Consider the following 25,258-nt stretch of genomic DNA (forward strand, 5'->3'; position numbering starts at 1 on the left):
GTACGGGGGAGGGAAAAGGTAGGGAGGGCAGGGAACGCGGAGGTCAGCGCGCGGCGAACTCGGTGATGCTGCCGCCGAGTCGTTCACGCAGCTTCGCGAGGGCGCGTACGGAGCGGGTACGTACCGCGGCGGAGCTGACGTGCAGGGCGTCGGCGGTCTCCTCGATGCTGCGGTCCTCCCAGTACCGCAGCACGACGACCGCCCGGTCCTTGGGGGCGAGTCCGGCGAGCGCGTCCAGCAGCGCGATCCGCAGGGCCGGGTCCTCGCCGTTGTCGGGGGCGCGGTCGGGCAGCTCACCGAGGGGGCGCTCGGTGGCCGAACGGCGTCGCTGGTGGCTGAGGAACGTGCGGACGAGCACGGTCTGGGCGTACGCGGCGGGGTTCCCGATCCGGGCCATGCGGCCCCACAGGGCGTACATCCTGCCGAGGGTCTCCTGGGTGAGGTCCTCGGCGAGGTGGGTGTCCCCGCTGGTCAGCAGACAGGCCGAGCGGAACAGCGGGCCCGTGCGTGCGGCGGCGAACTCCAGGAACTCGTCCGCGCGGGACTTTCTCATGCCCCTCCTCCCCCTCGCCGGTCACGTGGTGTGGTCGCCGTACACCTCATTGACGCGACGGGGAGGGGCAAATGTTTCAGCGAATCCGCGGAGATTTTCCGGCCGGTCCCCGGGGTCCCGCCGACGGATCTCCAAGGGAGTCCCCCCGAGCGAATCCGCAGGTGACCACCCCGAATACGTCCAAAAGCTCAGAAAAGGGGTAATCCTGGAGTATGAACACTCTCAGCGCAGCCCAGACCCTGGCCGCGGGAGTCTGGCAGTCAGGCCTCGGACAGCTGCTCGGCGGGCTCGTCATCGTCGCCGTACTGATAGCAGCGGTCTGGCTGGGCTTCCGGGTCCGCGACCGCGAATCCAATCCGCCCAAGCCGGACGAGCAGCCCCATCGCCCGGAGGACGGCAGCCTGCCGGGCGAGACGTCCGGGTACCGCAGGCCCACCGAGATGCCGCAGACGGACGGCGAGCACCGGCTCATGCCGTACCAGCTCAAGGACGGCTCCGAGGCGTCGCCCGAACCGCCGACCGAGGAGAAGCGCAAGTGGGGCGGGATCTCCAGCGGAGGCTTCGGCAGCGGAGGCACGGGCCACGGCGACTGAACCCTTCCCGCCCGACGGAGGCCACGCCCCGTGGATGAGAACGCTGTCCCCGCAACGCTCCCGGGAGCCCTCCCCCCGGCTCCCTTCGAGGAGCACCGACCGCACCTGCGGGCCGTCGCGTACCGCCTCCTCGGCACTGCCGAGGAGGCGGACGAGGCGATAGAGGACGTACGGAGGACCTGGCCGGCCCGGCTCCCCCCGGTCGCACCGGGCCCCGTTCCGGCCCCGTACGACCCCACCGAGGCCGTCGCCGGCGTCTGCCTGGACCGGCTGCGGTCCCGCGAGACCCATCGCGAACACCCCTGGGACCCATGGGACCCCTGGGCCTCGGGCCTGCCGCACCCCCCGAGCGACACGCACCACCGGAACCACCCGGGCGACCCGGGCGAACCCGAGGACCCACCCCTCCCGGCCGCCCTCGACGGACTGACACCGCCGGAACGGCTCGCGTACGTCCTGCACGACGAGTTCTCCGTCCCGTACGAGCGGATCGCACCGGTCCTGGAACGCACCCCGGCCGCCACCCGCCGGCTCGCGGGCCGGGCCCGCTACCGACTGCGGGAGGCCGAGGAGATGCCGGAGCCGGACCTGCCGCGCCAGCGGGACGTGGTCGCGGCCTTCCTTGCGGCCGCGCGGAGCGGCGACGCCGCAGCCCTGCACGACCTCCTCGACCCCGACGTGGTGCTGCGGGCCGACGCCACGGCCGAACGGGCCGGGACGAGGAACGCGCACGGCCCCGGGGCGGTCGCCGAGGCGATCGCCCGTCAGGTGGGCACGGCCAGAAAGGCCCTGGTGGACGGGGCGGCGGGACTGGCCTGGCCGGCGGAGGGCGATCCGGGGCTGGTGTTCGCCTTCACCGTCCTGGAGAACCGGATCACGGCGATCGACGCCCTGTCGGACGCGGACCACCTGAGCCGCCTGAAGCTCCAGCTCTGAGGGCCGCGGTCGTGGCTCACTCCCCGACGGCGCGCCCCGCACGGGAGGCCACATGGGCGGGCGGTACGACATCGGCGGGCAGCACGGGATCGGTGACCGGCTCGCCGAAGGTGGTCACCACGGGCAGCACCCCGGCCCACAGTCCGAGCGCCGCGTCCTCGGAGTCACCGTCGTCCGGCGGCCCGCTGCTGGTCTTCACGGAGGCCTCGGTCAGGTCGAGCGCGAGCAAGGCGGTGGCGGCCAGTTCCTTCCGACTGGGCTGCCGTGCGTACTCCCACTGCCCCGGAGAACTCTGCTCGGTGAGCGCCCGCAGGCCGCGCAGCTTCTCGTCCGGGTCGGTCACGAGGCGGGGGACGCCGTAGACCATCGCGCAGCGGTAGTTCACGCCGTGCTCGAAGACGGAACGGGCCAGGACCAGTCCGTCGACGTGGGTGACGGTGACGCAGACGGTGGCGCCGGGAGCCTGGACGAGGCTGCGGCTGGCGACGGACCCGTGCAGATACAGCTGGTCGCCCTCGACGCCGTACGCGGTGGGCACCACCATCGTCGTCCCGTCGACGGGGACGCCGAGGTGGCAGAGGAACCCGGCCGCGAGCACGGCGTCCAGATCGGCCCTCCGGTGACTGCCCTTCTCCCGCATCCGCCGCAACCGGGTCCGCTCGGTGACGGCCGGCACCTCGTCCCCGCCGACCGTGTCCGTACCGCCGCCCATGCTTCCCCCAGGTTCCTCGACCGACACGAATGATCTTCCGGAGTCGTACGGCCTCAGGCCCCGTCCCCGCCTCCGGGCATGAAAAAACCCCAGGTCACGGCGAGTGAGTCCTGGGGTGATTCCGAGCCGCCTTCGGGATTCGAACCCGAGACCTACGCATTACGAGTGCGTTGCTCTGGCCAACTGAGCTAAGGCGGCGCGCCGTCCGAGCCCATGGTGGGTGCAGCGGCGACGCCAAGTCTACACAGTTTCCGGGGGTGCTCCGACCACCCCCGGAGAGGGCCTATGAGCAGCGCTTTCCTTCGGCGGGAGGGGTGCCGTCGAGGAGGTAGGCGTTGATCGCCGTGTCGATGCAGTCGCTGCCCCGGCCGTACGCGGTGTGGCCGTCGCCCTCGTAGGTGAGGAGGGTGCCCGAGGAGAGCTGGCCGGCCAGGGACTGGGCCCACTTGTACGGGGTGGCCGGGTCCCGGGTCGTGCCGACGACCAGGATCGGAGCGGCGCCCTCGGCGGTGATCCGGTGGGGGGTGCCGGTCGGCGGGGTCGGCCAGGAGGTGCAGTTGAGGGCCGCCCAGGCGAGCCCCCGGCCGAAGATCGGGGAGGCCTTCTCGAAGGACGGCACGGCCTTCACGACATCGGCGGGGCCCCCGTAGGCGGCCGGCAGGTCGAGGCAGTTCACGGCCGCGTTGGCGAACATCAGATTGGCGTACGTGCCGTCCGCCTCCCGCTCGTAGTAGCTGTCGGCCAGTGCCAGCAGGCCCGAGCCCTCGCCGCCGATCGCCTGGGTGAGGGCTTCGCGCAGCTGGGGCCAGGCGCCCTCGTCGTACATCGCCGCGATCACCCCGGTGGTGGCGAGGGACTCGCCGAGCGCCCGGCTCTCGCCGGTGGGCACGGGATCGGCGTCCACCTCGCGGAAGAACTTCTTCATCGCCTCGCCGGCCGCCTCGACCGACTCCGTGCCCAGCGGGCAGTCCGGCTGGGTGATGCAGTCCGCGGCGAACGCACGGAACGAGGTCTCGAAGCCGGCGGTCTGGTCGCGGTTGAGGTCGATCGCCGGCAGCGACGGGTCCATCGCCCCGTCCAGGACGAGGCGGCCGACCCGGTCCGGGAACAGCTCGGCGTACGTGGCGCCGAGGAACGTGCCGTACGAGGCCCCCACGTAGGCGAGCTTCTCGTCGCCGAGCACCGCCCGCAGGATGTCCATGTCCCGGGCCGTCTCGACGGTGGAGACGTGCGGCAGGATCCCCCGGGACTTCTTCGCGCAGCCCGCCGAGAAGTTCCGGAAGGCGGCGCTCAGCGCGTTGACCTCCGCGGTGTCGTCGGGGGTCTGGTCGACCTGCGTGAACGTGTCCATCTGGGGGCCCGTCAGGCACTCGACCGGCTCACTGCGCGCGACCCCGCGCGGGTCGACGGCCACCATGTCGTAGCGGGCACGGACGGGCGCGGGGTAGCCGACGCCCGCGTACCCCTGGAGGTATCCGACGGCGGAGCCGCCGGGGCCTCCCGGGTTGACCAGGAGCGATCCGAGCCGCTTGCCGGGTCCGGTCGCCCGGACCCGCGAGACCGCCAGGTCGATCTGCTCCCCGTCCGGCTTCGCGTAGTCCAGCGGGGCCCGCAGGGTCGCGCACTGGAACCCGGTCACACCGCAGTCGCGCCACGTCAGCTTCTGCCCGTAGAACTTCTTGAGCGCCGCGGGCGAGGAGGACGGCGAGGAGGAGGGCGAGGCCTGCCGGGCCGCCGTCGTACGGGACGCCGCCGCGTCGCTCCCGCCCGAGCAGCCGGAGAGGATCAGTCCGGCGGCCGCGAGGGCCGTGGCGGACGTACGGAGCAAGCGCCTGGAGTCCATTCCCGGAGCGTATCCGGAGCGGTACGCACCGTGTCCAATCGGCCTTCGGCCCCCGCCCGCCGGCGACGTCCGGCTTCGCGCCGCGTCTCCCCCGGTCCTGCCGTCACCCGGGGCGGGCGGGAATCCGACGACAAGACACCCCCTGGTCCCGCAGCGCCATCGTCTAGTCCCGCAGTGCCATCGTCATCGCCTCCACCGCTAGCAGCGGAGCCACGTTCCGGTCGAGGGCCTGGCGGCAGGCCAGGATCGCCTCGATGCGGCGCAGGGTGCGCTCCGGTGCGGTGTCATGGGCGATCCGCTCGATCGCGTCCCGCACGTCGGTGTTGGCGAGGGCCGTGCGCGAACGCAGCTGGAGCGCCAGGACATCGCGGTAGAAGCCGGTCAGGTCGGTGAGCGCGAGGTCCAGACTGTCGCGCTGCGTACGCGTCCTGCGCCGCTTCTGCCGCTCCTCCAGCTCCTTCATCGCCCCTGCCGTGCCGCGCGGCATCCGCCCGCCCTGGGCCGCGCCGAGCGCCGCCTTGAGGTCCTCGGTCTCCTTGACGTCGACCTCCTCCGCGACCTGCTTCGCGTCCTCGGCCGCCGCGTCCACCAGCTCCTGGGCGGCCTTGAGGCAGCCGCCGATGTCCTCGACCCGCAGCGGCAGCCTGAGGACGACGGACCGGCGCGCGCGGGCCCGCTCGTCTGTGGCGAGCCGCCGGGCCCGGTCGATGTGCCCCTGGGTGGCACGGGCGGCGGCGTGCGCCACCTCCGGCTCGATGCCGTCCCGCCGTACGAGCACGTCGGCGACGGCCTCCACGGGCGGGGTGCGCAGGGTCAGGTGGCGGCAGCGGGAGCGGATCGTGGGCAGCACGTCCTCCAGGGAGGGTGCGCAGAGCAGCCAGACCGTGCGCGGGGCGGGTTCCTCGACGGCCTTCAGGAGGACGTTGCCCGCGCCCTCGGTGAGCCGGTCGGCGTCCTCCAGGACGATGACCTGCCAGCGGCCGCCGGCCGGCGAGAGATGGGCGCGGCGGACCAGGTCGCGGGTCTCCTTCACACCGATGGAGAGCAGGTCCGTACGGACGATCTCCACGTCCGCGTGGGTGCCGACGAGGGTCGTGTGGCAGCCGTCGCAGAATCCGCAGCCCGGCGCACCGCCCAGGGCGCGGTCGGGGCTCACGCACTGCAGCGCGGCGGCGAACGCCCGGGCAGCCGTCGCCCGCCCGGACCCCGGGGGTCCGGTGAAGAGCCAGGCGTGGGTCATCTTCGAGGCCTCGGGATCGGGCCCTCCGGCGGCATGGGCGGTCACGAGCGCGTCGGCGTCCCGCGCGGCCGCGGCGAGCTGCTCCTCGACCTTCGCCTGTCCGACCAGGTCGTCCCATACGGCCATGTCTGCCCCTCCTCAGGTACGCCCTCCATTGTGGGGCAGTCCTCTGACAACCCCCGCCGGACGGAGACAGCGCCGCACGGCGGCCGGATCCCGGCGCCCGGTGGGTCAGCCCTCCCTGCCGAGGTGGGTCAGGCCTCCCTGCCGAGGTGGGTCAGGCCTCCCTGCCGAGGTGGGTCAGGCCTCCCTGTCCCGGCGGGTCAGCCACAGGCCGACCGCGGAGCCGAGCAGGACCGTGCCCGTGCCGACGCTCGCCGTGACGTGGGCGGCGCCGTCCAGGTCGGCGACGGTGTTGATGTAGGCGTTGCCGAGGACGCTCGCGGTGAGCAGCAGCCAGAGCAGGACACGCATCGGGATCTCCATGGTTCGGGGGTGGCGACGGAAGCCGCGCAAGGGCTCGAAAGAGTGGGGTCCGTACGCATTCGATCTTCGTCGTCCCGGCGCTCCCGCACAGCGGTGCCCGCCCCCGGACCGATGGTGGTGCCTGCTCCACCGCACGCCTCGGGCCCGCCCGCATAACCTGGCGGGTATGCGCGACGCGATCAAGCAATCCGGCCGGGCGTCGCTCCACCTCCTGAGCGGGGCCGCGCTCGCGATCCTCTGCTACCTGATGGTGGGCGTCGCCCTCTTCACGGCCGTCCTCGTCGTCACCGTCCTCGGCGCGGGCGTGCTCCCCGAGAGCGTGCTGCTGCTGCGCCGGCTGGCCGGCTGGGAGCGGCGCCGGACCGCCGCCCGGACCGGGACGCCCGTCCCGGAGGCGTATCTGCCGCTCGAAGGCCCCCTCCCCGCGCGCGTGCGGACCGCCGTCACGGACCCCGGCACGGGGCGGGACCTGATCTGGGCCGCCGCGCAGCTGTTCTACGGCCTGGGGACCTGGTTCGCCTCGCTGGTGCTGTGGCCGCCCGCGCTGCTGGTCGACGGCGTGGTGGCCGGGCTCGCGGGGCGGCCGCCGGTGATCCTGCCGCTGATCGGACGGCTCGCCGACCTGGAGGCCGAGTGGTCGCGCGCGCTGCTCACGCCGACCCCCTCGGCCGCGCGGGACGCCGCGCTCGCCGCCCGTGTCGAGGAGCTCACGGCCACCCGGGCCGGCGCGATCGCCGCGCACGGCGCCGAGCTGCGCCGGATCGAACGCGATCTGCACGACGGCACGCAGGCCCGTCTCGTGGCGCTCTCCATGCGGATCGGCCTGGCCAAGCGCGCGTACGACTCCGATCCCGTGACCGCGCGGAAGCTCCTCGACGACGCGCAGACGCAGACCGAGGAGGCGCTGGCCGAGCTGCGGCACGTGGTGCGCGGCATCCACCCGCCGATCCTCACCGACCGGGGCCTGACCGGCGCGGTACGGGCCCTCGCCGCGAGCAGCGGCCTGGAGGTGGAGGTGTCCGTGACGGGCCTGGCCGACCACGCCCCCGGCGACGACCGGCCGGAGCGGCCCGACGCCGCCCGCGCGAGTGCCCCCCGCGCCCCCGCCGCCGTCGAGGCCGCCGCCTACTTCGTGGTCGCCGAGGCCCTGACCAACGCCGCCAAGCACAGCGGCGCCACCCGCGCCTCCGTCGCCCTCACCCGCGAACCGGCCGGGCTCCGCGCGCGCGTGGCGGACGAGGGCCGGGGCGGCGCCGAGGCGCGCGAGAGCGGGGGCTCCGGGCTCGTCGGCATGCGCCGCAGGGTCGCCGCGCTCGACGGCACCGTACGACTGACCAGCCCCGAAGGGGGCCCGACCGTGATCGAAGTGGAGCTTCCGTGCGTGTGGTGATCGCCGAGGACAACGCCCTCCTGAGAGAGGGCCTCGTGCTGCTGCTGACCTCGTCCGGCCATGAGGTCGCCGGGGTCGCGGCCACCGGCCCCGAGGTCCTGCCGCTGATTCTGGAGCACCGCCCGGACGTGGCCGTCCTCGACGTCCGGATGCCGCCGGGCTTCCGCGACGAGGGGCTGCGGGCGGCGCTCGCGGCCCGCGCGCAGCTGCCGGACCTTCCGGTGCTCGTCCTCTCCCAGTACGTGGAGGAGACGTACGCCGCCGAGCTCCTGGGCGGCGGCGCGCGGGGCGTCGGCTACCTCCTGAAGGACCGGGTGGGGCGGGTGGACGAGTTCCTGGACGCCCTGGAACGCGTCGCCGCCGGCGGTACGGCCCTGGACCCGGAGGTCGTCACCGAGCTGCTCTCCCGCCGCCGCGACGACCCGCTGGACTCCCTCACGCCCCGGGAGCGCGAGGTCCTCGAACTGATGGCGCAGGGGCACGACAACAGCACGATCGCCCGCTCGATGGTGGTCACCGAGCGGGCCGTGCACAAGCACATCGGCAATGTCTTCCTGAAGCTCGGCCTGCCGCCGAGCGACAGCGGCGGCCACCGCCGGGTCCTCGCCGTCCTGGCCTACCTCGACGCCTGAGCGGGGCCCGCACCGGGCGCCTTGCCGACACGGCGCCCGCCCGGGTCCGGCCCCGCCGCGCCGGTCCCGTCCGCGGCGCCCGCGTCAGGCCCGCTGCCGCCGGGAGGGCAGGAACACGCCCGCCACCACCGTGACCGTCACCGTGCCGGCGATCAGGGCCGCCTGCTCGGGCGGCAGGTACGGCAGTCCGTCCGTGAGCGCCCAGGCGAAGGCGGTGAGCGGGAGCGCTGCCACCACGACGCCGACGAGCAGTCCGATGGCGGTCAGGAAGCCCGCCTCCAGGCCGAGCATCCGGCGCAGCTGACCGGCCGACGCGCCCACCTGGCCGAGGAGATGGAGTTCGCCGCGCCGTCCCGCGCCGATCAGGGTGAGGGTGCTGAGGACGGAGAGGAGGGTGAGGCCGCCGATCGCGGAGACGATCACGGCCGAGACGATGCCGTTGAGTTCGGCCCCCGGCGGGCTCACCTGCTCGGGCGCCACGAGGGGCCCCGGGAGCGCGTCCGCCCCGGCCGCCTTCGCCGTCGACGCCAGGACGCGCGCGGGGTACGGATCGCCCATGTGCGGGGCCAGTTCGGTCTTCGGGAGCAGGAACTCGCCGAGAGCGAGAGAGCGTTCGTACACCGCCACCACCCGGAGCCGCTTCGGCGTGCCGTCGCCGAGCCGCAGGTCGACCGTCGAACCGGGCCGTACGTCCAGCGAGTCGGCCATGTCCGACCCGACCGCGACCGTGCCCGTACGGGCGAGTCCGGCGAGGTCACCGGCGACGACTCCGGGGTCGAGCGTGCCCGCCAGACCCGGCGCGTCCACGCCGAGCACCGGCAGCCGGTCGAGGCGCGGCGCACCGGCCTCCGTGCGGGCCAGGACGACCGTCGAACGCAGGACGTCGGTGGCCGCGTCGACCCCCGGCATCCGCCGCACCCGCTCCGCCGTCGTGCCGGTGAGCGCGAGGTCCGCGATCGTCGCCGCCCGCGCCTGCTCGTCGGCGGCCCGCCCCATCGTCGTGCCCGCCGAGAGCTGCACGAGCGCGAAGGCGGTGACGAGGACGACCGGCACGAGCGCCGCCCCGAGGCGCCGCGAGTGGGCGCTCGCGGCGGCGGCGGTGAGCCGTCCGGGCGCACCGCCGAGCCGGCGGAACGGCAGGTCCAGGACCTTCATCGCGGCCCCGGCGATCCAGGGGCCGAGCACCGCGCACCCGGCGACCAGCGTCACCGTGGCCGCTCCGGCGGCGGCCCCGGCGGCCGCGCCGCCCTGAGCCGTGGCGGTGACGGCCGCTGCCACGCCCAGCAGGATCAGCGCGATCCCGACGACCCGCCGCACGCCGCCCTCCCCCGGGCGCCGGGGCTGCCGGGCGGCGAGGAGGACGACGAGCCGGGTGATCCCCACGACCACGGCGGCGATGACGAGGGAGGCGGCGAAAAGCCAGGGCGGGGAGGGGAGTTCGAGTCCCTCGGGGACGACTCCGGTACGGTCCCGCAGGGCCGACCACAGTCCGAGGAACACCGGTACGGCCGCGACCGCGCCGCACAGCGCCGCGAGCCCGGCGACCCGGGTCACCTCCCGGCCGGCCGCCGCCCGCACCTGACGGGCCGTCGCACCGACCGAGAGCAGCAACTCCCGCTCACCGGAACGCTGCTGGAGCGCCTGCGCGACGAGCGAGGCGAGCACGAGCACGGCGACGAGCACGACGGTCCCGGAGACGGCGGCGAGGAGCTGGAGGAGCTCCATGCGCGCGGGCGCCGCGGCGAGGTGCTCGGGACCGCCCCGGCCGTCGCCGGTGAACGCCCGGAGCGGCTGCCCCGAAGCGGTGTCCTCGAGTCCGGCCTCGTCCAGGGCCACCCGCACGCGCGCGTGGAGGGTGTCGACGGGGACGCCCGGTGCGGCGAGGACGCCGACGGCGTCGACGGAACCCGGATGCCCGGCGAGCTTCCGCGCCTCGGCCGCGGTGACGTACAGGGCGGCGGGTCCTTCGGCGAGGCCGACGACCTTCCGGCCGGCGACGGTGTCCCCGAGCCGCGCCCCGGCACCGGAGCCCATGACGGCCTCGGCGGCACCGCGCGGCTCGCGCCCGTCGATCAGCCGGTACGGGGCCAGCCGGGCCGCCTCCCAGGACCGCCCGGTGTACGTCCTCGGGTCCGCGGCAGCGTCCGCTCCCGGCTCCCGTACGACGAAGGTGTGGTCCGGCACCGCCGCCAGGACCCCCGGCACCGCCCGCACGACGTCGACGGTCGCGTCCGGGATCCGGACCCGCTCGGTCAGACCGGCGGTCCGGGTCTCGGTCTCGCCTCCCCACGGCTTCGTCGTCCAGCTGACCTCCTGGTCACCGGCGACGACGACGGGCGCGGCGGCGTACCGCTCCACGCGCGCGTGGCCGAGGGCCGCCGAACCGGCGGCGAGGGCCAGGGCGCCGAGCAGCACCGAGGTGACGGCGACGGCGGCGAACACGGCCGCCCATGCCTTCCGGTGCGCTCGCAGGGAGCGGGCGGCGAGCAGCCGGACCGCCGGGTTCCGGGACGTCTTCACCTGGCCACCGCCGTCCGGCGGAACGGGTGACCGCTGTAGGCGCCCGCCGCGTCGAGCCCGGCCGCGTGCCCGCCCGCCGCGTCCGTGCCCGTCGCGTGCCCGCCCCTTGCACGGGTGCCCGTCGCGTGCGTGCCCTGAAGGCGCCCGCCCGGCAGGTGGGCGCCCAGCATCTCCCGTACCGCCGTCTCGTCCGGACGGCCGAGCCGCCCGGCGAGCCTGCCCCGGTCGAGGAACACCGCCTCGTCCGTCCAGGCGGCCGCCACCGGGTCGTGGGTGACGAGGACGACCGTGGTCCCCCGCTCGTCGACCGCGCGCCGCAGCAGGGCGAGCACGCCCGCCGCCGTGACCGGGTCGAGGGCGGCCGTCGGCTCGTCGGCGAAGACGACCTCGGGTTCGTTGACCAGGGCGCGGGCGATGGCCACCCGCTGGCGCTGGCCGCCGGACAGGTTCTCCGGCCGGTCACCGGCCCGGTCCGCGAGGCCGACGGCCGCGAGCCCGGCGAGGGCGCGGGCGTCGAGCTCCCGGCCCTCCCTGGCTCCGGCGAGGAGCAGCGGCAGGGTGACGTTCTCCCGCACGTCGAGGGCGGAGACGAGGTTCAGCGACTGGAAGACGAAGCCGATCCGGTCGCGGCGGAGCCGGGTGAGACCGGCGGCCTTCAGCGTGGCGAGATCGGTGCCCCCGATCCGTACCGTTCCGGTCGTCGGCCGTTCGAGTCCCGCCGCGCACCGCAGCAGGGTGGACTTGCCGGAACCCGAGGGGCCCATCACCGCCACGAACCGGCCGCGCGGCACCGTCAGACTCACCCCGTCGAGCGCGGGGGCCCCGCGTCCGTACGTCCGGCCCACCCGGTCGAGGGCGAGGGCCGCGTCCAGGGCGCGGGCGGCGCCGCTCTCCGTCACTGCAGTCGTCGTCATACCGACAACGCTAGAAAAGTGCAGATCAGAGCGGCATGGGGCTGGCTTCCCGATGGGGGGTGGAGCTGGCTCCACCCCCCATCGGGGGAAACGGGGTCAGCCGCGGCGGCGCTGCCCCTCGTCCTCGTCGTCGTGCGGTCCGAACAGTTCGTCCGCGAGCGTCGGCAGATCGTCGAGCGGGGTCTCCTCCGCCCAGTCGGAGCGGCGGAGGGGCCGGCCGTTCTCGTCGAGCTGGGGCAGCTCGCGGGTCCGGTCGTTCGCCCCCTGCGGCTGCCGCCGGGCGGGTCCGGCGTCCCGGAAGATGCCCTGCGGCACCCGGTCGACCGGGTCGGAGGCCTGGGTGCCGCCGACAGCGGGCAGCACGGCGGTCGACTCGGCGTCCCGCACGGGCGGCAGGACGGCGGTCTCGTCGGCCGCGCGCTCCTCGGTGACCCGGGGCAGGACGCTGGTCTCGGCCTCCGGCTTCGTGATCCGCACGATCGGCGTGGCGACGGTGACCTCTTCGGGCGAGACGGTCGGCTCGTCCGGCTCGGCGGCCGGTGTCCCGGCCCGCTTCGTGCCCGGCTTCGCGATCCGCGGATCCGGCTTCACGATCGGGGTCGCCTGGGTGACCTCGTTGGCCGAGAGCTCGACGGCCGCGGCCTCGGCGGCACGCGCGGCGGCGGCCTCCGCCTCGGCCTCGGCCCGCTCCCGCGCGGCCTTCGCGTCGGCGGCGGCCTTCGCCTCCGCCGCTGCCTTCTTCTCGGCGGCGGCCCGTTCGGCGGTGGCCTTGGCCGCCTCGGCACGCAGCGTCGCGGCGGCTTCCGCGGCGGCACGCTCGGCCGCGGCGCGCTCCGCCGCGGCCTTGGCGGCCGCCTCGGCCGCTGCCTTCTCGGCGGCGGCCTTCGCCGCGGCCTCCTCCGCCGCCTTCGCGGCGGCCGCGGCCTCGGCCATCCGGCGGGCCTCCTCGGCACGGAGCAGGGCCTGCTCCGCCTTGCGCTGCTTCTCCAGGCGGCGTTCCTCCGCCTCGGCCCGCAGCCGGGCCTCCTCCTCGGCCTCCTTGCGGAGCCGCTCCTCTTCCTCCTTGCGGGCCTTCTCCTCGGCCGCGAGGCGCCTGCGCTCCTCCTCGGCGGCGAGCCGGGCCTCCTCGGCCTTGCGCCGGGCCTCCTCCGCCTGACGCTCGGCCTCCAGGCGGCGCGCCTCTTCCTCCTCGCGCCGCTTGCGCTCCTCCTCCTCGGCACGGAGCTTGGCGAGCTGCGCCTGGCGCTCGCGCTCCAGCCGCTCCTCCTCGGCCTTGCGGGCGGCCTCCTCCTCGGCGCGGCGGCGCGCCTCCTCCTCGGCCTTCCGGCGGGCCTCCTCGACGGCCTTCACCTCGGCCTCGGAGAGCGGCAGCATCCGGTCGAGCCGGTGGCGTACGACGGTGGTGACGGCCTCGGGCTCCTGCCCGGCGTCGACGACGAGGTAGCGGCTGGGGTCGGCGGCCGCGAGGGCGAGGAATCCGGCCCGCACGCGCGCGTGGAACTCCGGCGGCTCGGACTCCAGGCGGTCGGGCGCCTCGGTGAACCGTTCCCGCGCGGTCTCCGGGGAGACGTCGAGGACCACGGTCAGATGGGGGACGAGTCCGTCGGTCGCCCAGCGCGAGATACGGGCGATCTCGGTCGGCGAGAGATCGCGGCCCGCGCCCTGGTAGGCGACGGACGAGTCGATGTACCGGTCGGAGAGGACGATCGCGCCCCGCTCCAGGGCCGGCCGGACCAGGGAGTCGACGTGCTCGGCGCGGTCGGCCGCGTACAGCAGGGCCTCCGCGCGGTTCGAGAGCCCCGCCGACGACACGTCGAGGAGGATCGAGCGCAGGCGCTTGCCGATGGGGGTGGCGCCGGGCTCGCGGGTGACGACGACCTCGTGGCCCTTGGCCCGGATCCACTCGGCGAGCGCCTGGACCTGGGTGGACTTGCCGGCGCCGTCGCCGCCCTCCAGGGCGATGAAGAAGCCGGTCGGCGAGGGCGCCTGCACGGGGTCGGAGCCGCGCAGCGCGTCGCGCAGGTCGCGGCGGAGCGGGACGCCCGCCCGGTCGTCGGTCTTCGCGAGGACGAGCGCGGCGACCGGCAGCAGCAGGGCGCCGATCAGGGCGAGCGTGAAGGCGGCGCCGCCGTGCTCGAAGACGAAGGTCCCCGAGGCCGAGGCGAGCCGGTGCGGTCCGATCGCGGCGGCGAGCAGCGGCGCGGCGAGCGCGCCGATCGCCATGCCGACGCGGGCGGTGGCCTGGAGGTGCTCGGTGGTGCGGGCCCTGCGGGGCTCCTCGGTCTCCTGGTCGACGAGGGTGTGCCCGGTGTTCGCGGCGACTCCGGCGGTGTATCCGGCGAGGACGGCGAGCAGCAGCACGGTCGCCGTGTCCGGCACCATGCCCATCGCGATCAGCGCGACGCCGGTGACGGCGGTCACCAGCGCGAGCAGCCGGCGCCGGGACAGGACGGGCAGGACGGAGCCGGCGGTGCGGATGCCGACGGCGGTGCCGCCGCTGAGCGCGAGGACCAGCAGCGCGTACGTGACGGGCCCGCCGCCGAGGTCGTAGGCGTGGAGTACGGCGACGGACGCGGCGGCGGCGATGGCTCCGGCGATGGTGGCGCAGGTCAGGACGAGCAGCGAGAGGGCTCCGGTGCGGCCCTTCCCGGCGCTTCCCTCGGCGCCCTTGTCGGTCGGCCGGCGCAGCCCCTCCAGGGGCGAGCGGGGCCGCGGGGTGTCCCCGCCGGGCAGTGCCATGGCGTAGAGGACGGTGACGGAGGCGGCGAACAGACCGGCGGCGACGTACGAGCCGAGAGCGGCCTGGTGGAGCGAGAACCAGTCGATCCCGGCGCCGAGCAGGTTGCCGATCAGGGTGGCGACGAGCAGGACGGCGGCGGCGACGGGGACGGCGAGGAAGCCGGTGCGCTGGGAGAGCCGGCGCAGCGCGCCGAGGTGGTCGGGGAGCGGCCGTACGGCACCGCCCTCGATCGGCGGGGCGGGCAACAGCGCGGGCGCGGCGCCTTCACGGCTGATCGTCCAGAGCCGCTCGGCCGCACCGGTCACGAAGACGGTGCCGAGCAGGTACCAGAGGGCGTTGCCGGGGGTCCAGTCGATCCACAGCGGTGCGATGACGAGCAGCGCGATCCGGACACCGTCGGCGCCGATCATGGTCCAGCGCCGGTCGAGCGCGCCCCCCGGTCCGGTGAGCGCGGTCAGCGGGCCGAGGAGGACGGCCCCGAAGAGGACCGAGGCGAGCAGCCGGGCGCCGACGACGGCGGCCACGGCGAGCGCGGCACCCCGTTCGCCCCCGCCGAACGCGCCCTCGGTCACGGCGGCCTGGAGGCCGAGGAGGACGAGCACGAGCAGGGCGAGCGCGTCGCCGGTGCTGCCGACGAAGTGGGCGCTCCACAACCTGCGCAGTGGCTGATGGCGCAAGAGGGCGCGTACGGCACGCTCCCTGGAATCCGCGACGAGTGCGGCGTCGGAATCGCCGAGGCGGTCTGGCTGCTCTGCTCGCGTCATCCGTCCACCCTATCCGGACGGCCTTGCTCCCCGTGGCCTCCGCCCGAACATCCGGACGAGCCTGTGACAGGACGAACAGAAGACGGTCACAGGAACGGAGGACGGGGGTGGAGGCAGCTGCCTCCACCCCCGTCGGAACGGTTCGTTCCAGGGTCGGCTACTCCGGCTTGGCCGCCGTCGTCTTCTTCGCGGTGGCCGTCTTCTTGGCCGTCGTCGTCTTCTTCGCGGCCGTCTTCTTCGCGGCCGTCGTCGTCTTCTTCGCCGCCGTCTTCGTGGCGGTCTTCTTCGCGGTGGTCGCCTTCTTGGCCGGGGCCTTCTTGGCGGTCTTCTTCGCCGGTGCCTTGGCCCGCTTCTCGGCGAGCAGCTCGTAACCGCGCTCCGGCGTGATGTCCTCCACGCTGTCGCCGGTCCGCAGGGTGGCGTTGGTCTCGCCGTCCGTCACGTACGGGCCGAAGCGGCCGTCCTTGACGACGACGGGCTTCTCGCTGACCGGGTCGGTGCCCAGCTCCTTCAGCGGCGGCTTGGCCGCGGCGCGGCCCCGCTGCTTCGGCTGGGCGTAGATCGCGAGCGCCTCTTCGAGGGTGATCGTGAAGAGCTGCTCCTCCTCGGTGAGCGACCGCGAGTCCGTGCCCTTCTTCAGGTACGGGCCGTAGCGGCCGTTCTGCGCGGTGATCTCGACGCCCTCGGCGTCCGCGCCGACGACCCTGGGCAGGGACATCAGCCGGAGCGCGTCCTCCAGGGTGACGGTGTCGAGGGACATCGACTTGAAGAGGGAGGCCGTCCGCGGCTTCACCGCGTTCTTGCCGGTCTTCGGGGTGCCCTCGGGCAGGATCTCCGTGACGTACGGGCCGTAGCGGCCGTCCTTCGCGACGATCTGGTTGCCGCTGACCGGGTCGGCACCCAGCTCGAAGTCGCCGCTCGGCTTGGCGAGCAGCTCCTCGGCGAGCTCGACGGTCAGCTCGTCGGGTGCGAGCTCCTCGGGGACGTCGGCGCGCTGGTGGCCCTCGGCCTCCTTCTCGCCGCGCTCGACGTAGGGGCCGTAGCGGCCGACGCGGAGCACGATGTCGTTGCCGACGGGGAAGGAGGAGATCTCCCGGGCGTCGATCGCGCCGAGGTCGGTGACGAGTTCCTTGAGGCCGCCGAGGTGGTCCCCGTCGCCGTTGCCGGCGTCCGCGGCGCCGCCGGAGGCGGCCGTGCCGCCCTCGGTCTCACCGAAGTAGAAACGCTTCAGCCACGGTACGGACTTGGCCTCGCCGCGGGCGATGCGGTCGAGGTCGTCCTCCATCCGGGCGGTGAAGTCGTAGTCGACGAGGCGCCCGAAGTGGGTCTCCAGGAGGTTGACGACGGCGAAGCTCAGGAAGGACGGCACGAGGGCCGTGCCCTTCTTGAAGACATAGCCGCGGTCGAGGATCGTGCCGATGATCGACGCGTACGTCGACGGGCGGCCGATCTCGCGCTCTTCCAGCTCCTTGACCAGCGAGGCCTCGGTGTAGCGGGCCGGCGGCTTGGTCGCGTGGCCGTCCACGGTGATCTCGTCGGCGGTCAGCGCGTCGCCCTCGGCGACCTGCGGCAGGCGCCGCTCGCGGTCGTCGAGCTCCGCGTTCGGGTCGTCGGCGCCTTCGACGTACGCCTTCATGAAGCCGTGGAAGGTGATCGTCTTGCCGGACGCGCTGAACTCGGCGTCGCGGCCGTCGGCGGCCCGGCCACCGATCTTCACGGTGACCGAGTTCCCGGTGGCGTCCTTCATCTGGGAGGCGACGGTCCGCTTCCAGATGAGCTCGTAGAGCCGGAACTGGTCGCCGGTCAGACCGGTCTCCGCGGGAGTGCGGAAACGATCACCCGAAGGACGGATCGCCTCGTGCGCCTCCTGCGCGTTCTTGACCTTGCCCGCGTAGACGCGGGGCTTCTCCGGCAGGTAGTCGGCGCCGTACAGCTGCGTGACCTGCGCCCGCGCCGCCGTGACGGCGGTGTCGGAGAGGATCGTGGAGTCCGTACGCATGTAGGTGATGAAGCCGTTCTCGTACAGCTTCTGGGCCACCTGCATGGTCGCCTTCGCACCGAAGCCCAGCTTGCGGCTCGCCTCCTGCTGGAGGGTGGTGGTGCGGAAGGGGGCGTACGGGGAGCGGCGGTACGGCTTCGACTCGACGGAGCGCACCGCGAACGCGGTGTCGGCGAGCGCGGCGGCCAGGGCGCGGGCGTTCGCCTCGTCCAGGTGGAGGACGGCGTCGCTCTTGAGCCGGCCGTCGGGGCCGAAGTCACGGCCCTGCGCGACGCGCTTGCCGTCGACGGACGCGAGCCGCGCGACCAGCTGCGACGGGTCGGAGGCGTCACCGGTGCGGCCGGTGCCGAAGGTGCCGGTGAGGTCCCAGTACTCGGCGGAACGGAAGGCGATGCGCTCGCGCTCCCGCTCGACGACGAGCCGCGTGGCGACGGACTGGACACGGCCGGCGGACAGCCGGGGCATGACCTTCTTCCACAGGACCGGCGAGACCTCGTAGCCGTACAGGCGGTCGAGGATCCGGCGGGTCTCCTGGGCGTCGACCATGCGCTGGTTCAGCTCGCGCGGGTTGGCGACGGCCTCGCGGATCGCGTCCTTGGTGATCTCGTGGAAGACCATCCGGTGGACCGGGACCTTGGGCTTCAGGACTTCCTGGAGGTGCCACGCGATGGCCTCGCCCTCGCGGTCCTCATCGGTGGCGAGGAAGAGCTCATCGGACTCGGCGAGGAGCTCCTTGAGCTTCCTGACCTGCGCCTTCTTGTCGGCATTGACGACATAGATGGGCTGGAAGTCGTGCTCGACGTCGACGCCGAGGCGGCGTACCTCACCGGTGTACTTCTCGGGCACCTCGGCGGCGCCGCTGGGGAGGTCTCGGATGTGCCCGACGCTCGCCTCGACGACGTAGCCGGGGCCGAGGTAACCCTTGATCGTCTTCGCCTTGGCAGGCGACTCGACGATGACGAGTCGGCGGCCGCCGTGTGCGGCTTCGCTGGTCGGGGACAACTTCGCTCTTCTCTCCGGATCGACACTCTCTGGCACGTACGGCGCTGGCACGCACGGCAGCGGCACGGACGGTGACGCTCCCGTCGCTGCGGAGTGTGACGGTACAACCCGCCCCCGTGTCAAACGGCGAAAGCCCGCAACGGCCACTCGAACGGTAACCCGAGTCCTGGCATTCCTGCCGCCCGGACTCCCGGCCGGGCGGGGCGCGGCAAGATCAGGAGAGGATCGGGGAAGGGGTCAGAGGCGGCCGAAGCACCAGACGCCGAGGGCCAGGAAGGCCACGCCGAAGAGGCTCGTCAGGGCGACGGCGGCCCGTGGGGCGACCCCGTGGGCGACGGGCGCGCGGTGCATGGTCCGCACGGTGGTCCACAGCAGCAGCGCGCCTCCGAACAGCGTGAACGCCGCCCCCGCGAAGATCGCCGGCCCGCTCTCCATGCCCGTACCCCGTTCCGTCCACATGCGGTGTTGGTCTCCCGCAGGCGAGGCTGACACCTCCCGGCGTCGGCGGTGCGAATTCCGGGTGAACGACGCGGAGCATCCCGTACGGTTTCGAAGATGGCCGGTAGTGACCCACTCGTCACTTCTCGTACTTCTCGGGCTTCCCTGCCTCCTCGCCCCCTCTTCTGTCACATCGTGTCGAGGGTGGCCCGGCGTCGGCTGCCCCGCTCGAAGACACCCAGCAGCACGACTGCGAGCAGCGCCCAGCCCCCGCACACGGCGAGCTCGGCCCCGAGCAGTGAGCCGTCGAGACCGCCGCCGGCGGTCAGCCCGCGCGCCGCGTCCGCCGCGTGGGTGAGCGGCAGCAGCTCGCCGGCGGCCCGCATCCACTCCGGCAGCGTCTCCCGGGGCACGGCCGCGCCGGTCAACAGCAGCAGTACGGAACTCGCCACGTTCGACACCAGGAACACATCGCGGAAGCGCAGGCCGAGCGCGCCGAGCGCGAGCCCGAACGCCGAGCAGGCGCCGGCCGCGACGAGCAGGACCAGGACCAGACCGGGCAGCGCCCCGGCGGGCACGGGCATGCCGAGGACGAGCGAGGCGGCGGTGAGCACGAAGGCGCTGACGAACAGGCCGTTGAGCACGTACGGCAGGGCTCGCCCGGTCCACAGCGGGACCCGGTGCCTGGGCGAGAGCAGGACCGCGCCGAGCGTGCCGTACCGGCGCTCGTTGGCGACGGCCATCGTGCCGCCGTACACGCAGGAGGCGGAAGCCGCGAGGACGGCGTTCCCCACGAGGTGGAAACGGTCGTCGGCGACCCCCAGTTCCCTCCCCAGACAGACGAAGAAGAAGACCTGGAGGAGCGGCCCGACCAGCAGGGTTCCGATGAACATCGGCGGGGTCGTCCAGTTGAAGAGAGCCCGGTAGGAGATCGCACCGCCGACGACGACGAGCCGCGCGGTGCCGAGGAAACGGAACATGGTTGTCGTGCCTCTCGAAGGTCGGGTGAGGGTGCGCGCCGGACGGGCGACGGCGCCTGTCGGACGGGCGGGAGTGCTCGCCGGACGGGCGGGGGTGCTCGCCGGACGGGCGGGGGTGCTCGTCCGTCTCACGTGAGGGCGAGGGTCGCTGCGGCGCGCGCCCGGCGCTCCACCCGTCCGAGGACGAGGACGGCGGCCAGGGCGTACCCGGCGCCCAGCGCGGCGGCGGTCAGCAGCGGGGTGAGCACGTCGCCGCCGGAGGTCGCCGCATGCACGGCCCGGGCGCCCCAGGTCGTGGGAAGGGCCCAGGAGATCGGGTGGGTCCAGGCGGGCAGCACCGTGACAGGCACGAGCAGCCCGGACAGCAGCCAGACCGGGGTGTCGAGCGGGTTGGCCAGCGCGTTTGCGTTGCGCAGCAGGACGAACGTGGCGGCGAGCAGCAGCCCGGTCATGCCGAGCACGAGGACGCACACCGGGACGGCGACCAGGAAGAGCAGCGGATGTGCGAAGTCCAGGGGCACGTCGAAGAGCAGGACGCCCCACAGGACCGTCGCGCCCATCGCGTACGTGCCGATGACGGCGGTCGCCAGGGTGATCGGGAGCAGGACGAGCGCGAGCGGCGTCGGCGCGACGACCAGGGTCTCCAGGGTGCCGAGCCAGCGCTGGTTCTGCACCGCGCCGCCCGAACCGAACAGCACCGAACCCCAGATGCCCATGAGTCCGGCCCCGACGGAGGCGGTGAGCAGCCGGTCGGGATCCCCCGCCGCACGGAACAGATAGACGGCGAGGGTCGCGTAGACGAGGGGGACGAGGACGGCGAAGGTGATCTCGATCGGGGAGCGCGACATGTACGAGACGTGCGTGCGGACTCCGACGAGGATCAGCCGCAGGACCCGCCGCGGGTCGACGGTCCGGCCGCTCATACCGGCGCCACCTCCGGCGCGGCGCCCGCCGTGTCCTCCACGATCGCGATGTAGGCGTCCTCCAGGGACGGTTCGCGGCTCGTGACCCGGCCGATCCGAACACCGTCGAGCGCGGCGAGGACCGGTCCGTGCAGCTCGGCGGCCCCCCGTCCGGTCTGCACGGTCACCGTCTGCAGCGCGCCCCGGTCCTCGGCCGAGACGCCCCGCACGCCCGGCACCCGCCGCAGCCGGTGGAGCCGCTCGTCGTCGACGCCGTACGCCTCTATCTCCAGCACATCCCGGTCCCGTACGCGGGACTTGAGGCTGTCGGGGGTGCCGAGGGCGCGGATCCGGCCGCCCGCGATGACCGCGATCCGGTCGCAGAGCTCGTCCGCCTCGGCCATGTAGTGGGTGGTGAGCAGGACGGTCGTCCCGGCGGCGGCCAGATCCGCGACCGTACGGCGCAGGTCGCGGGCGGCGACGGGGTCGACGCCGATGGACGGCTCGTCGAGGAAGAGGACGTCGGGGCGGTGCAGCAGACCGCGGGCGATGTGGAGACGCTGCCGCATGCCGCGCGAGTAGCCCTCGACGCGCTCCTTCTCCCGGCCCAGGAGGCCGACCAGATCGAGGAGTTCGGCGATGCGACGCTTCTGCTCCCGGGCGGGGACGGCATACAGCTCGGCGAAGTAGCGGAGGTTGTCGAGCGCGGAGAGCCGGTCGTACAGGCCCCGGTCGCCGCCGAAGACGTACCCGATCCTGCGGCGGACGGCGACGGGGTCGCGGGCGACGTCGTGGCCGAACACCCGGGCCGTGCCGGAGGTCGGCAGGAGCAGGGTGTTGAGCATCTTGATGGTGGTGGTCTTCCCGGCGCCGTTGGGCCCGAGGAGCCCGAACAGCTCCCCGGGCGCCACGTCGAAGGTGACGCCGCGGACGGCCTCGGTCTCGGTCCGCCGGGACTTCGGCCACCCGGTCCTGCCGGTGTAGGTGCGGCGCAGCGCGTCCGCCTCGATTGCGAGCATGCGCCGGACGGTAGGAGCCCGGGGAGGGGCGCGGCCATCGATTCGGAACGCCCCGAATCGTCGGACGCCGGCCCGCCGCCTTCAGGCCACCGCCGCGAGAACGCCCTCCCCCGCGAGCAGCGCGAGCAGCGAGCGGCCGGTGTCCGTCAGCTGGTAGTACACCGAGCGTCCGACCCGGTGGCGGGTCACGACACCCGCCTCCGCGAGCACCGACAGATGCTCGGAGACGGTGCTGGGCGCGAGACCGAGGCGGTCGGCGAGGCCTGCCGTCGTCAGGGGCCCGCCCAGCTCACGCAGCACCGCGGCCCGGCCGCGGCCGAGCATCAGCCCGAGCCGGTCCTCGGCGACGGGCTCCGGCGGTTCGCGCAGGGCGCCCGCGCCCCGGGCCTGGAAGCTGAGCGCGAAGACCTCGGGGTCGTCCGTGGAGTACAGCCGGCAGCCCTCGGCGAAGACCAGCGGCACGAGCACGAGACGCCGCTCGCCCGGCGCGTACTCCGCGTCGATGTACTTGGTCAGTTCGAGCACGGGCGGCTGCCATCGCCCCCGGGTCTCCAGTCCGGCGAACAGCGCGTCGACGCCCTCGGTCGCGAACGTCCTGGCGCGGACGAGCACTTCGTCCTCCACGAGCCGTCGCATCGTCGGCCAGTACGGCTCGATCGCACCCTCCCAGTACGCCGCGTACGCGTCGGCGAGCGCCGCGCAGGCGGCCTCCGGGTCCTTCAGATAGGGCCGCAGGAAAGGCGCGTCGCCCATGCCGGGGTAGCAGACGGCCGCCTGCGCGCGAACGAACTCCGGGTCGGTGCCCCGCAGCGCGGCGAGCTCCTCGTGGATGTGGACCGTGCCGAACGGCCGGGGCAGCAGGAAGTCGGAGATCTCGTACCGCCCTTCGGCGAACAGGTCCCACAGCGGCCGGAGCCGGTCGTCCTCGCGCCACACCTCCCGCGCCTGCCCGACCCACTCCTGGTACGGCCAGGAGGGGCGGCGGTGCGGCAGCGCGAGGTGCATCGAGCAGAACGCGTCCCGCAGCGGGCTGATCGCGATCCGGGTCGCGCCGAGCGAGACCTCGTCCAGCTCGATCCGTATCAAGCGGCGCCCCCGTCGGCGGTCGGCGCGCCGCCCCCGTTCTCGTCGTCCCCCACGGGCAGCAGGAAACCCTCCTCCACGAGCAGCCGGATCGCCTGCGGGGTGCGGTCCCGCAGTATCACCGGGTCCTCGCCCATCAGCTGCCCGATCGCGTCGAGGATGCGGCCCGCGCTGAGGGTGCCGTCGCAGACACCGGCGAAGCCGGCGCCGACGTGGTCGACCCGGGTGGCACGGCGCATGCCCCGGTTCTGCCGGAGCACGACGTGCTCCGGGTCCTCGGCCCCGGGGAGTCCGACCTGCTCCTGCACCACCTCGGGCGCGAGCGTGAACCGGTCGGCGAGCAGCGCCGCGTCGTCGTGGGACCGGAGATAGTCCTGGCGCTCGAAGTGGGCGAGGACGGTGGGACCGAGGGGCTGCTCGACGGGGTGCGGCCACTCCTCGACGACGATCGACGGCTCGACGTCGCCGGACGCCACGGCGCCGTTCCGCCGGATCGTGATCCAGCCGAAGCCCACGGCGCGCGTCTCGCGGGCCTCGAACTCGTCGAGCCAGCGCCCGTACGCCTCGGCGTACGCGTCCGGGTCGCCGCGGTGGTCCCCGCTGTCACGGAGCCACAGCTCGGCGTACTGGGTGATGTCCTGGACCTCGCGCTGCACGATCCAGGCGTCACAGCCCGCCGGCACCCAGGACCGCAGCCGGTCCTGCCACTCCTCGCCCTCGACGTGCTGCCAGTTGGCGAGGAACTGGGCGTACCCGCCGTCGTTGAGCCGGTCGCCGGCCTGCTGCACGAGCGTGCGGCACAGGTCGTCGCCGCCCATCCCGCCGTCCCGGTAGGTGAGCCGGGCGCCGGGCGAGATCACGAACGGCGGGTTGGAGACGATCAGGTCGTACGTGTCCCCGTCGACCGGATCGAAGAGCGAGCCGGTCAGCAGCTCGGCCTCCCGGGCGCCGGAGAGCGCGAGGGTGAGCCGCGTGAAGTCCAGGGCGCGCGGGTTGAGGTCGGTGGCCGTGACCAGGGTGGTGTGCTGGGCCGCGTGCAGCGCCTGGATGCCGGAGCCGGTACCGAGGTCGAGCGCGGAGGACACCGGCGTACGGACCGTGATCCCGGCGAGGGTGGTGGAGGCGCCGCCGACGCCGAGGACGACCCCTTCGTCCTTCTTGCCGATCCCGCCGGCTCCGCCGACGGCGCAGCCCAGGTCGGAGACGATGAACCAGTCCTCGCCGTCGGGCCCGCCGTACGGCCGGATGTCGACCGTGGCGGAGACGGTGTCGTCCTCGCGGACCACCCAGCCGTCGCCCAGGGCCTCGTCGAGCGGGAGCGAGGCGGCGGCCCGCTCGTGCCCGACGCCCTGCTGGAGCAGGAAGAGCCGGACGAGGGTCTCCAGCGGGGAGTCGCCGCGGGTGGCGCGCAGCGCGGGCACGGTCTCGCTGCGCGCGAGCGCGGCGTAGGCCGGGGCGCCGAGCAGGTCGAGGAGTCCGTCGGCGGTGAAGTCGGCGGCGAGCAGGGTCTCGCGCAGACGGGCGGCGTGCGCGGGCACCGGGAGGCGGGGAGGCAGGCTGGTCGTACTCACCGCTCCATTGTGACCGCCGCCACCGACAACCGGGCGGCCGACCCGGCGACGGGCCCGGGCGGACCCTGCCACGGGCCCGGGCGGACCCGGCAGAGGCCGACCGCCGACCCGACGGCGACCGGCCGGGGGCGCCGGACGACCCGGCGGCCGCGGCGCATCGCCGCTGCCACCGGGTCCGGGCGGGGCGCCCGGCGGGACTACTCCTCGGTCTTGGCCGACGCGGTCGGGGCGGCAGGCTTCGCCGAGGCCTTGTCGGAGGAGCCGGAGGCGGTGGAGCCGGGCGCCGGGGACGCCGAGCCGGAGGCCTTCGGCGGGGTCGAGGCGGTGGGCTTCTGGCAGCCGGGCTGCTTGGCCATCGCCTGGCCCAGCTCGCCCTCCTCCAGCTTGGACAGGGCGTTCTGGTCCATCTTCTCGATCTTGGTCAGACCGTCGGCGACACCCTGCAGGCCGTCCGCGAACTTCTGCTGGTTCGTCGGGTCCAGCGCGTCGACCTGCTTCTTGAGGCCCTCGTAGGCCACCGCGGTCGCGTTGAGCTCCTTGATCGCGTCCTGCTGGACCTTCTCGCCGTTCTCGACGGGCGGGGCGCCGGCGCCCTCGACGGCCTTGGCCAGCGCGCGGTCGGCGTCGGCGATGTCCTGGAACGCCTTGGAGTCGGCGGCCTGGATCTCGGCGGGCTTGCTGTCCGCCGCCGTCGAAATGATGATCTGGTGGGCGTCGGCCCGCTTCTGGATCTGGGGCTTGGCCTGGTCGCAGAACGTCTTCGCCCAGTCGTCCACCTTGTTGCCCTCGTCGTCGCTGCAACCGGACAGCGCGAGCACGAGTACCGCGCCGCCGGACAGTGCGGCCGCAAGCTTCTTGTTCACCGGATCGGTCCCTTCCAAGGCTCTCGGCCCCGGAACATACACGCCGAACGGGCTACTTCCACCTTTCGTACGACCGAT

Annotated in this window: 20 protein-coding genes and 1 tRNA gene; 4 read left to right on the forward strand and 17 right to left on the reverse strand. The window is 74.0% G+C overall.

The annotated features are described in order from the left end of the window. Window positions 1–43 precede the first annotated feature (43 nt). The gene (locus tag OG392_RS16810; RefSeq protein WP_329280167.1) at window positions 44–553 is read right to left on the reverse strand and encodes a SigE family RNA polymerase sigma factor; all 510 of its coding nucleotides are present in this window, start codon (window positions 551–553) and stop codon (window positions 44–46) included. 212 nt (window positions 554–765) lie between these two features. Here OG392_RS16810 and OG392_RS16815 point away from each other — a divergent pair, with 212 nt between their 5' ends. After that, a complete protein-coding gene (locus tag OG392_RS16815; protein ID WP_329280169.1) occupies window positions 766–1,146 on the forward strand; it encodes a DUF6479 family protein in 381 nt (126 codons plus the stop codon). 30 nt (window positions 1,147–1,176) lie between these two features. Continuing rightward, window positions 1,177–2,082: a sigma factor-like helix-turn-helix DNA-binding protein gene (locus OG392_RS16820; RefSeq protein ID WP_329280173.1), complete on the forward strand. Its 906-nt coding sequence runs from the start codon at window positions 1,177–1,179 to the stop codon at window positions 2,080–2,082. A gap of 16 nt (window positions 2,083–2,098) precedes the next feature. Here OG392_RS16820 and OG392_RS16825 read toward each other — a convergent pair whose 3' ends face one another. The 5 genes from OG392_RS16825 to OG392_RS16845 form a co-directional block, all read right to left on the reverse strand. Then, window positions 2,099–2,794: a pyridoxamine 5'-phosphate oxidase family protein gene (locus tag OG392_RS16825; protein WP_329280176.1), complete on the reverse strand. Its 696-nt coding sequence runs from the start codon at window positions 2,792–2,794 to the stop codon at window positions 2,099–2,101. A 124-nt stretch (window positions 2,795–2,918) separates the two neighbouring features. Next, window positions 2,919–2,992, reverse strand: a tRNA-Thr gene (locus tag OG392_RS16830). Window positions 2,993–3,077: 85 nt separating this feature from the next. Then, on the reverse strand, window positions 3,078–4,637 hold the full coding sequence (locus OG392_RS16835) for an alpha/beta hydrolase (protein ID WP_329280178.1): 1,560 nt from the start codon (window positions 4,635–4,637) through the stop codon (window positions 3,078–3,080). Between the two features lie 163 nt (window positions 4,638–4,800). Then, complete coding sequence (locus tag OG392_RS16840) at window positions 4,801–6,003, reverse strand: DNA polymerase III subunit delta' (protein ID WP_329280180.1); 1,203 nt, start codon at window positions 6,001–6,003, stop codon at window positions 4,801–4,803. Window positions 6,004–6,177: 174 nt separating this feature from the next. Next, entirely contained in the window at window positions 6,178–6,351 is a 174-nt protein-coding gene (locus OG392_RS16845; RefSeq protein WP_329280182.1) for a hypothetical protein, read from the reverse strand. A 178-nt stretch (window positions 6,352–6,529) separates the two neighbouring features. Here OG392_RS16845 and OG392_RS16850 point away from each other — a divergent pair, with 178 nt between their 5' ends. Further along, window positions 6,530–7,753: a sensor histidine kinase gene (locus tag OG392_RS16850; protein ID WP_329280184.1), complete on the forward strand. Its 1,224-nt coding sequence runs from the start codon at window positions 6,530–6,532 to the stop codon at window positions 7,751–7,753. Next, window positions 7,741–8,385, forward strand: coding sequence for a response regulator transcription factor (locus OG392_RS16855; RefSeq protein ID WP_329280186.1), 645 nt, complete (start codon window positions 7,741–7,743; stop codon window positions 8,383–8,385). The genes OG392_RS16850 and OG392_RS16855 overlap by 13 nt, the downstream gene beginning before the upstream one ends. Window positions 8,386–8,469: 84 nt before the next feature. Here OG392_RS16855 and OG392_RS16860 read toward each other — a convergent pair whose 3' ends face one another. The 11 genes from OG392_RS16860 to OG392_RS16910 all read right to left on the reverse strand — a co-directional run bounded on the left by OG392_RS16860 (window position 8,470) and on the right by OG392_RS16910 (window position 25,180). Further along, on the reverse strand, window positions 8,470–10,905 hold the full coding sequence (locus OG392_RS16860; RefSeq protein WP_329280187.1) for an FtsX-like permease family protein: 2,436 nt from the start codon (window positions 10,903–10,905) through the stop codon (window positions 8,470–8,472). Further along, window positions 10,902–11,819, reverse strand: a complete 918-nt coding sequence (locus OG392_RS16865) for an ABC transporter ATP-binding protein (protein ID WP_329280190.1) — start codon at window positions 11,817–11,819, stop codon at window positions 10,902–10,904. The genes OG392_RS16860 and OG392_RS16865 overlap by 4 nt, the downstream gene beginning before the upstream one ends. 96 nt (window positions 11,820–11,915) lie before the next feature. Then, window positions 11,916–15,323 (reverse strand): dTMP kinase, encoded by a 3,408-nt coding sequence (gene tmk / locus OG392_RS16870; RefSeq protein WP_329280191.1) that lies wholly within the window; start codon window positions 15,321–15,323, stop codon window positions 11,916–11,918. 157 nt (window positions 15,324–15,480) lie between these two features. Further along, window positions 15,481–18,324, reverse strand: a complete 2,844-nt coding sequence (gene topA, locus OG392_RS16875) for a type I DNA topoisomerase (protein ID WP_329280193.1) — start codon at window positions 18,322–18,324, stop codon at window positions 15,481–15,483. Between the two features lie 237 nt (window positions 18,325–18,561). Then, the gene (locus OG392_RS16880; RefSeq protein ID WP_329287320.1) at window positions 18,562–18,759 is read right to left on the reverse strand and encodes a hypothetical protein; all 198 of its coding nucleotides are present in this window, start codon (window positions 18,757–18,759) and stop codon (window positions 18,562–18,564) included. Between the two features lie 191 nt (window positions 18,760–18,950). Continuing rightward, entirely contained in the window at window positions 18,951–19,742 is a 792-nt protein-coding gene (locus tag OG392_RS16885) for an ABC transporter permease (protein ID WP_329280195.1), read from the reverse strand. Window positions 19,743–19,870: 128 nt separating this feature from the next. Then, entirely contained in the window at window positions 19,871–20,665 is a 795-nt protein-coding gene (locus OG392_RS16890) for an ABC transporter permease (RefSeq protein ID WP_329280196.1), read from the reverse strand. Further along, a complete protein-coding gene (locus OG392_RS16895) occupies window positions 20,662–21,663 on the reverse strand; it encodes an ABC transporter ATP-binding protein (RefSeq protein ID WP_329280198.1) in 1,002 nt (333 codons plus the stop codon). Before OG392_RS16895 ends, OG392_RS16890 begins: the two co-directional genes overlap by 4 nt. An 81-nt stretch (window positions 21,664–21,744) precedes the next feature. Next, the gene (locus OG392_RS16900; protein WP_329280200.1) at window positions 21,745–22,749 is read right to left on the reverse strand and encodes an ArsR/SmtB family transcription factor; all 1,005 of its coding nucleotides are present in this window, start codon (window positions 22,747–22,749) and stop codon (window positions 21,745–21,747) included. Beyond that, the gene (locus tag OG392_RS16905) at window positions 22,746–24,317 is read right to left on the reverse strand and encodes a class I SAM-dependent methyltransferase (protein ID WP_329280201.1); all 1,572 of its coding nucleotides are present in this window, start codon (window positions 24,315–24,317) and stop codon (window positions 22,746–22,748) included. The genes OG392_RS16900 and OG392_RS16905 overlap by 4 nt, the downstream gene beginning before the upstream one ends. Window positions 24,318–24,514: 197 nt before the next feature. After that, window positions 24,515–25,180, reverse strand: coding sequence for a small secreted protein (locus OG392_RS16910; RefSeq protein ID WP_329280203.1), 666 nt, complete (start codon window positions 25,178–25,180; stop codon window positions 24,515–24,517). Window positions 25,181–25,258: the final 78 nt, after the last annotated feature.

Source organism: Streptomyces sp. NBC_00691 (assembly GCF_036226665.1).
GTDB lineage: Bacteria > Actinomycetota > Actinomycetes > Streptomycetales > Streptomycetaceae > Streptomyces.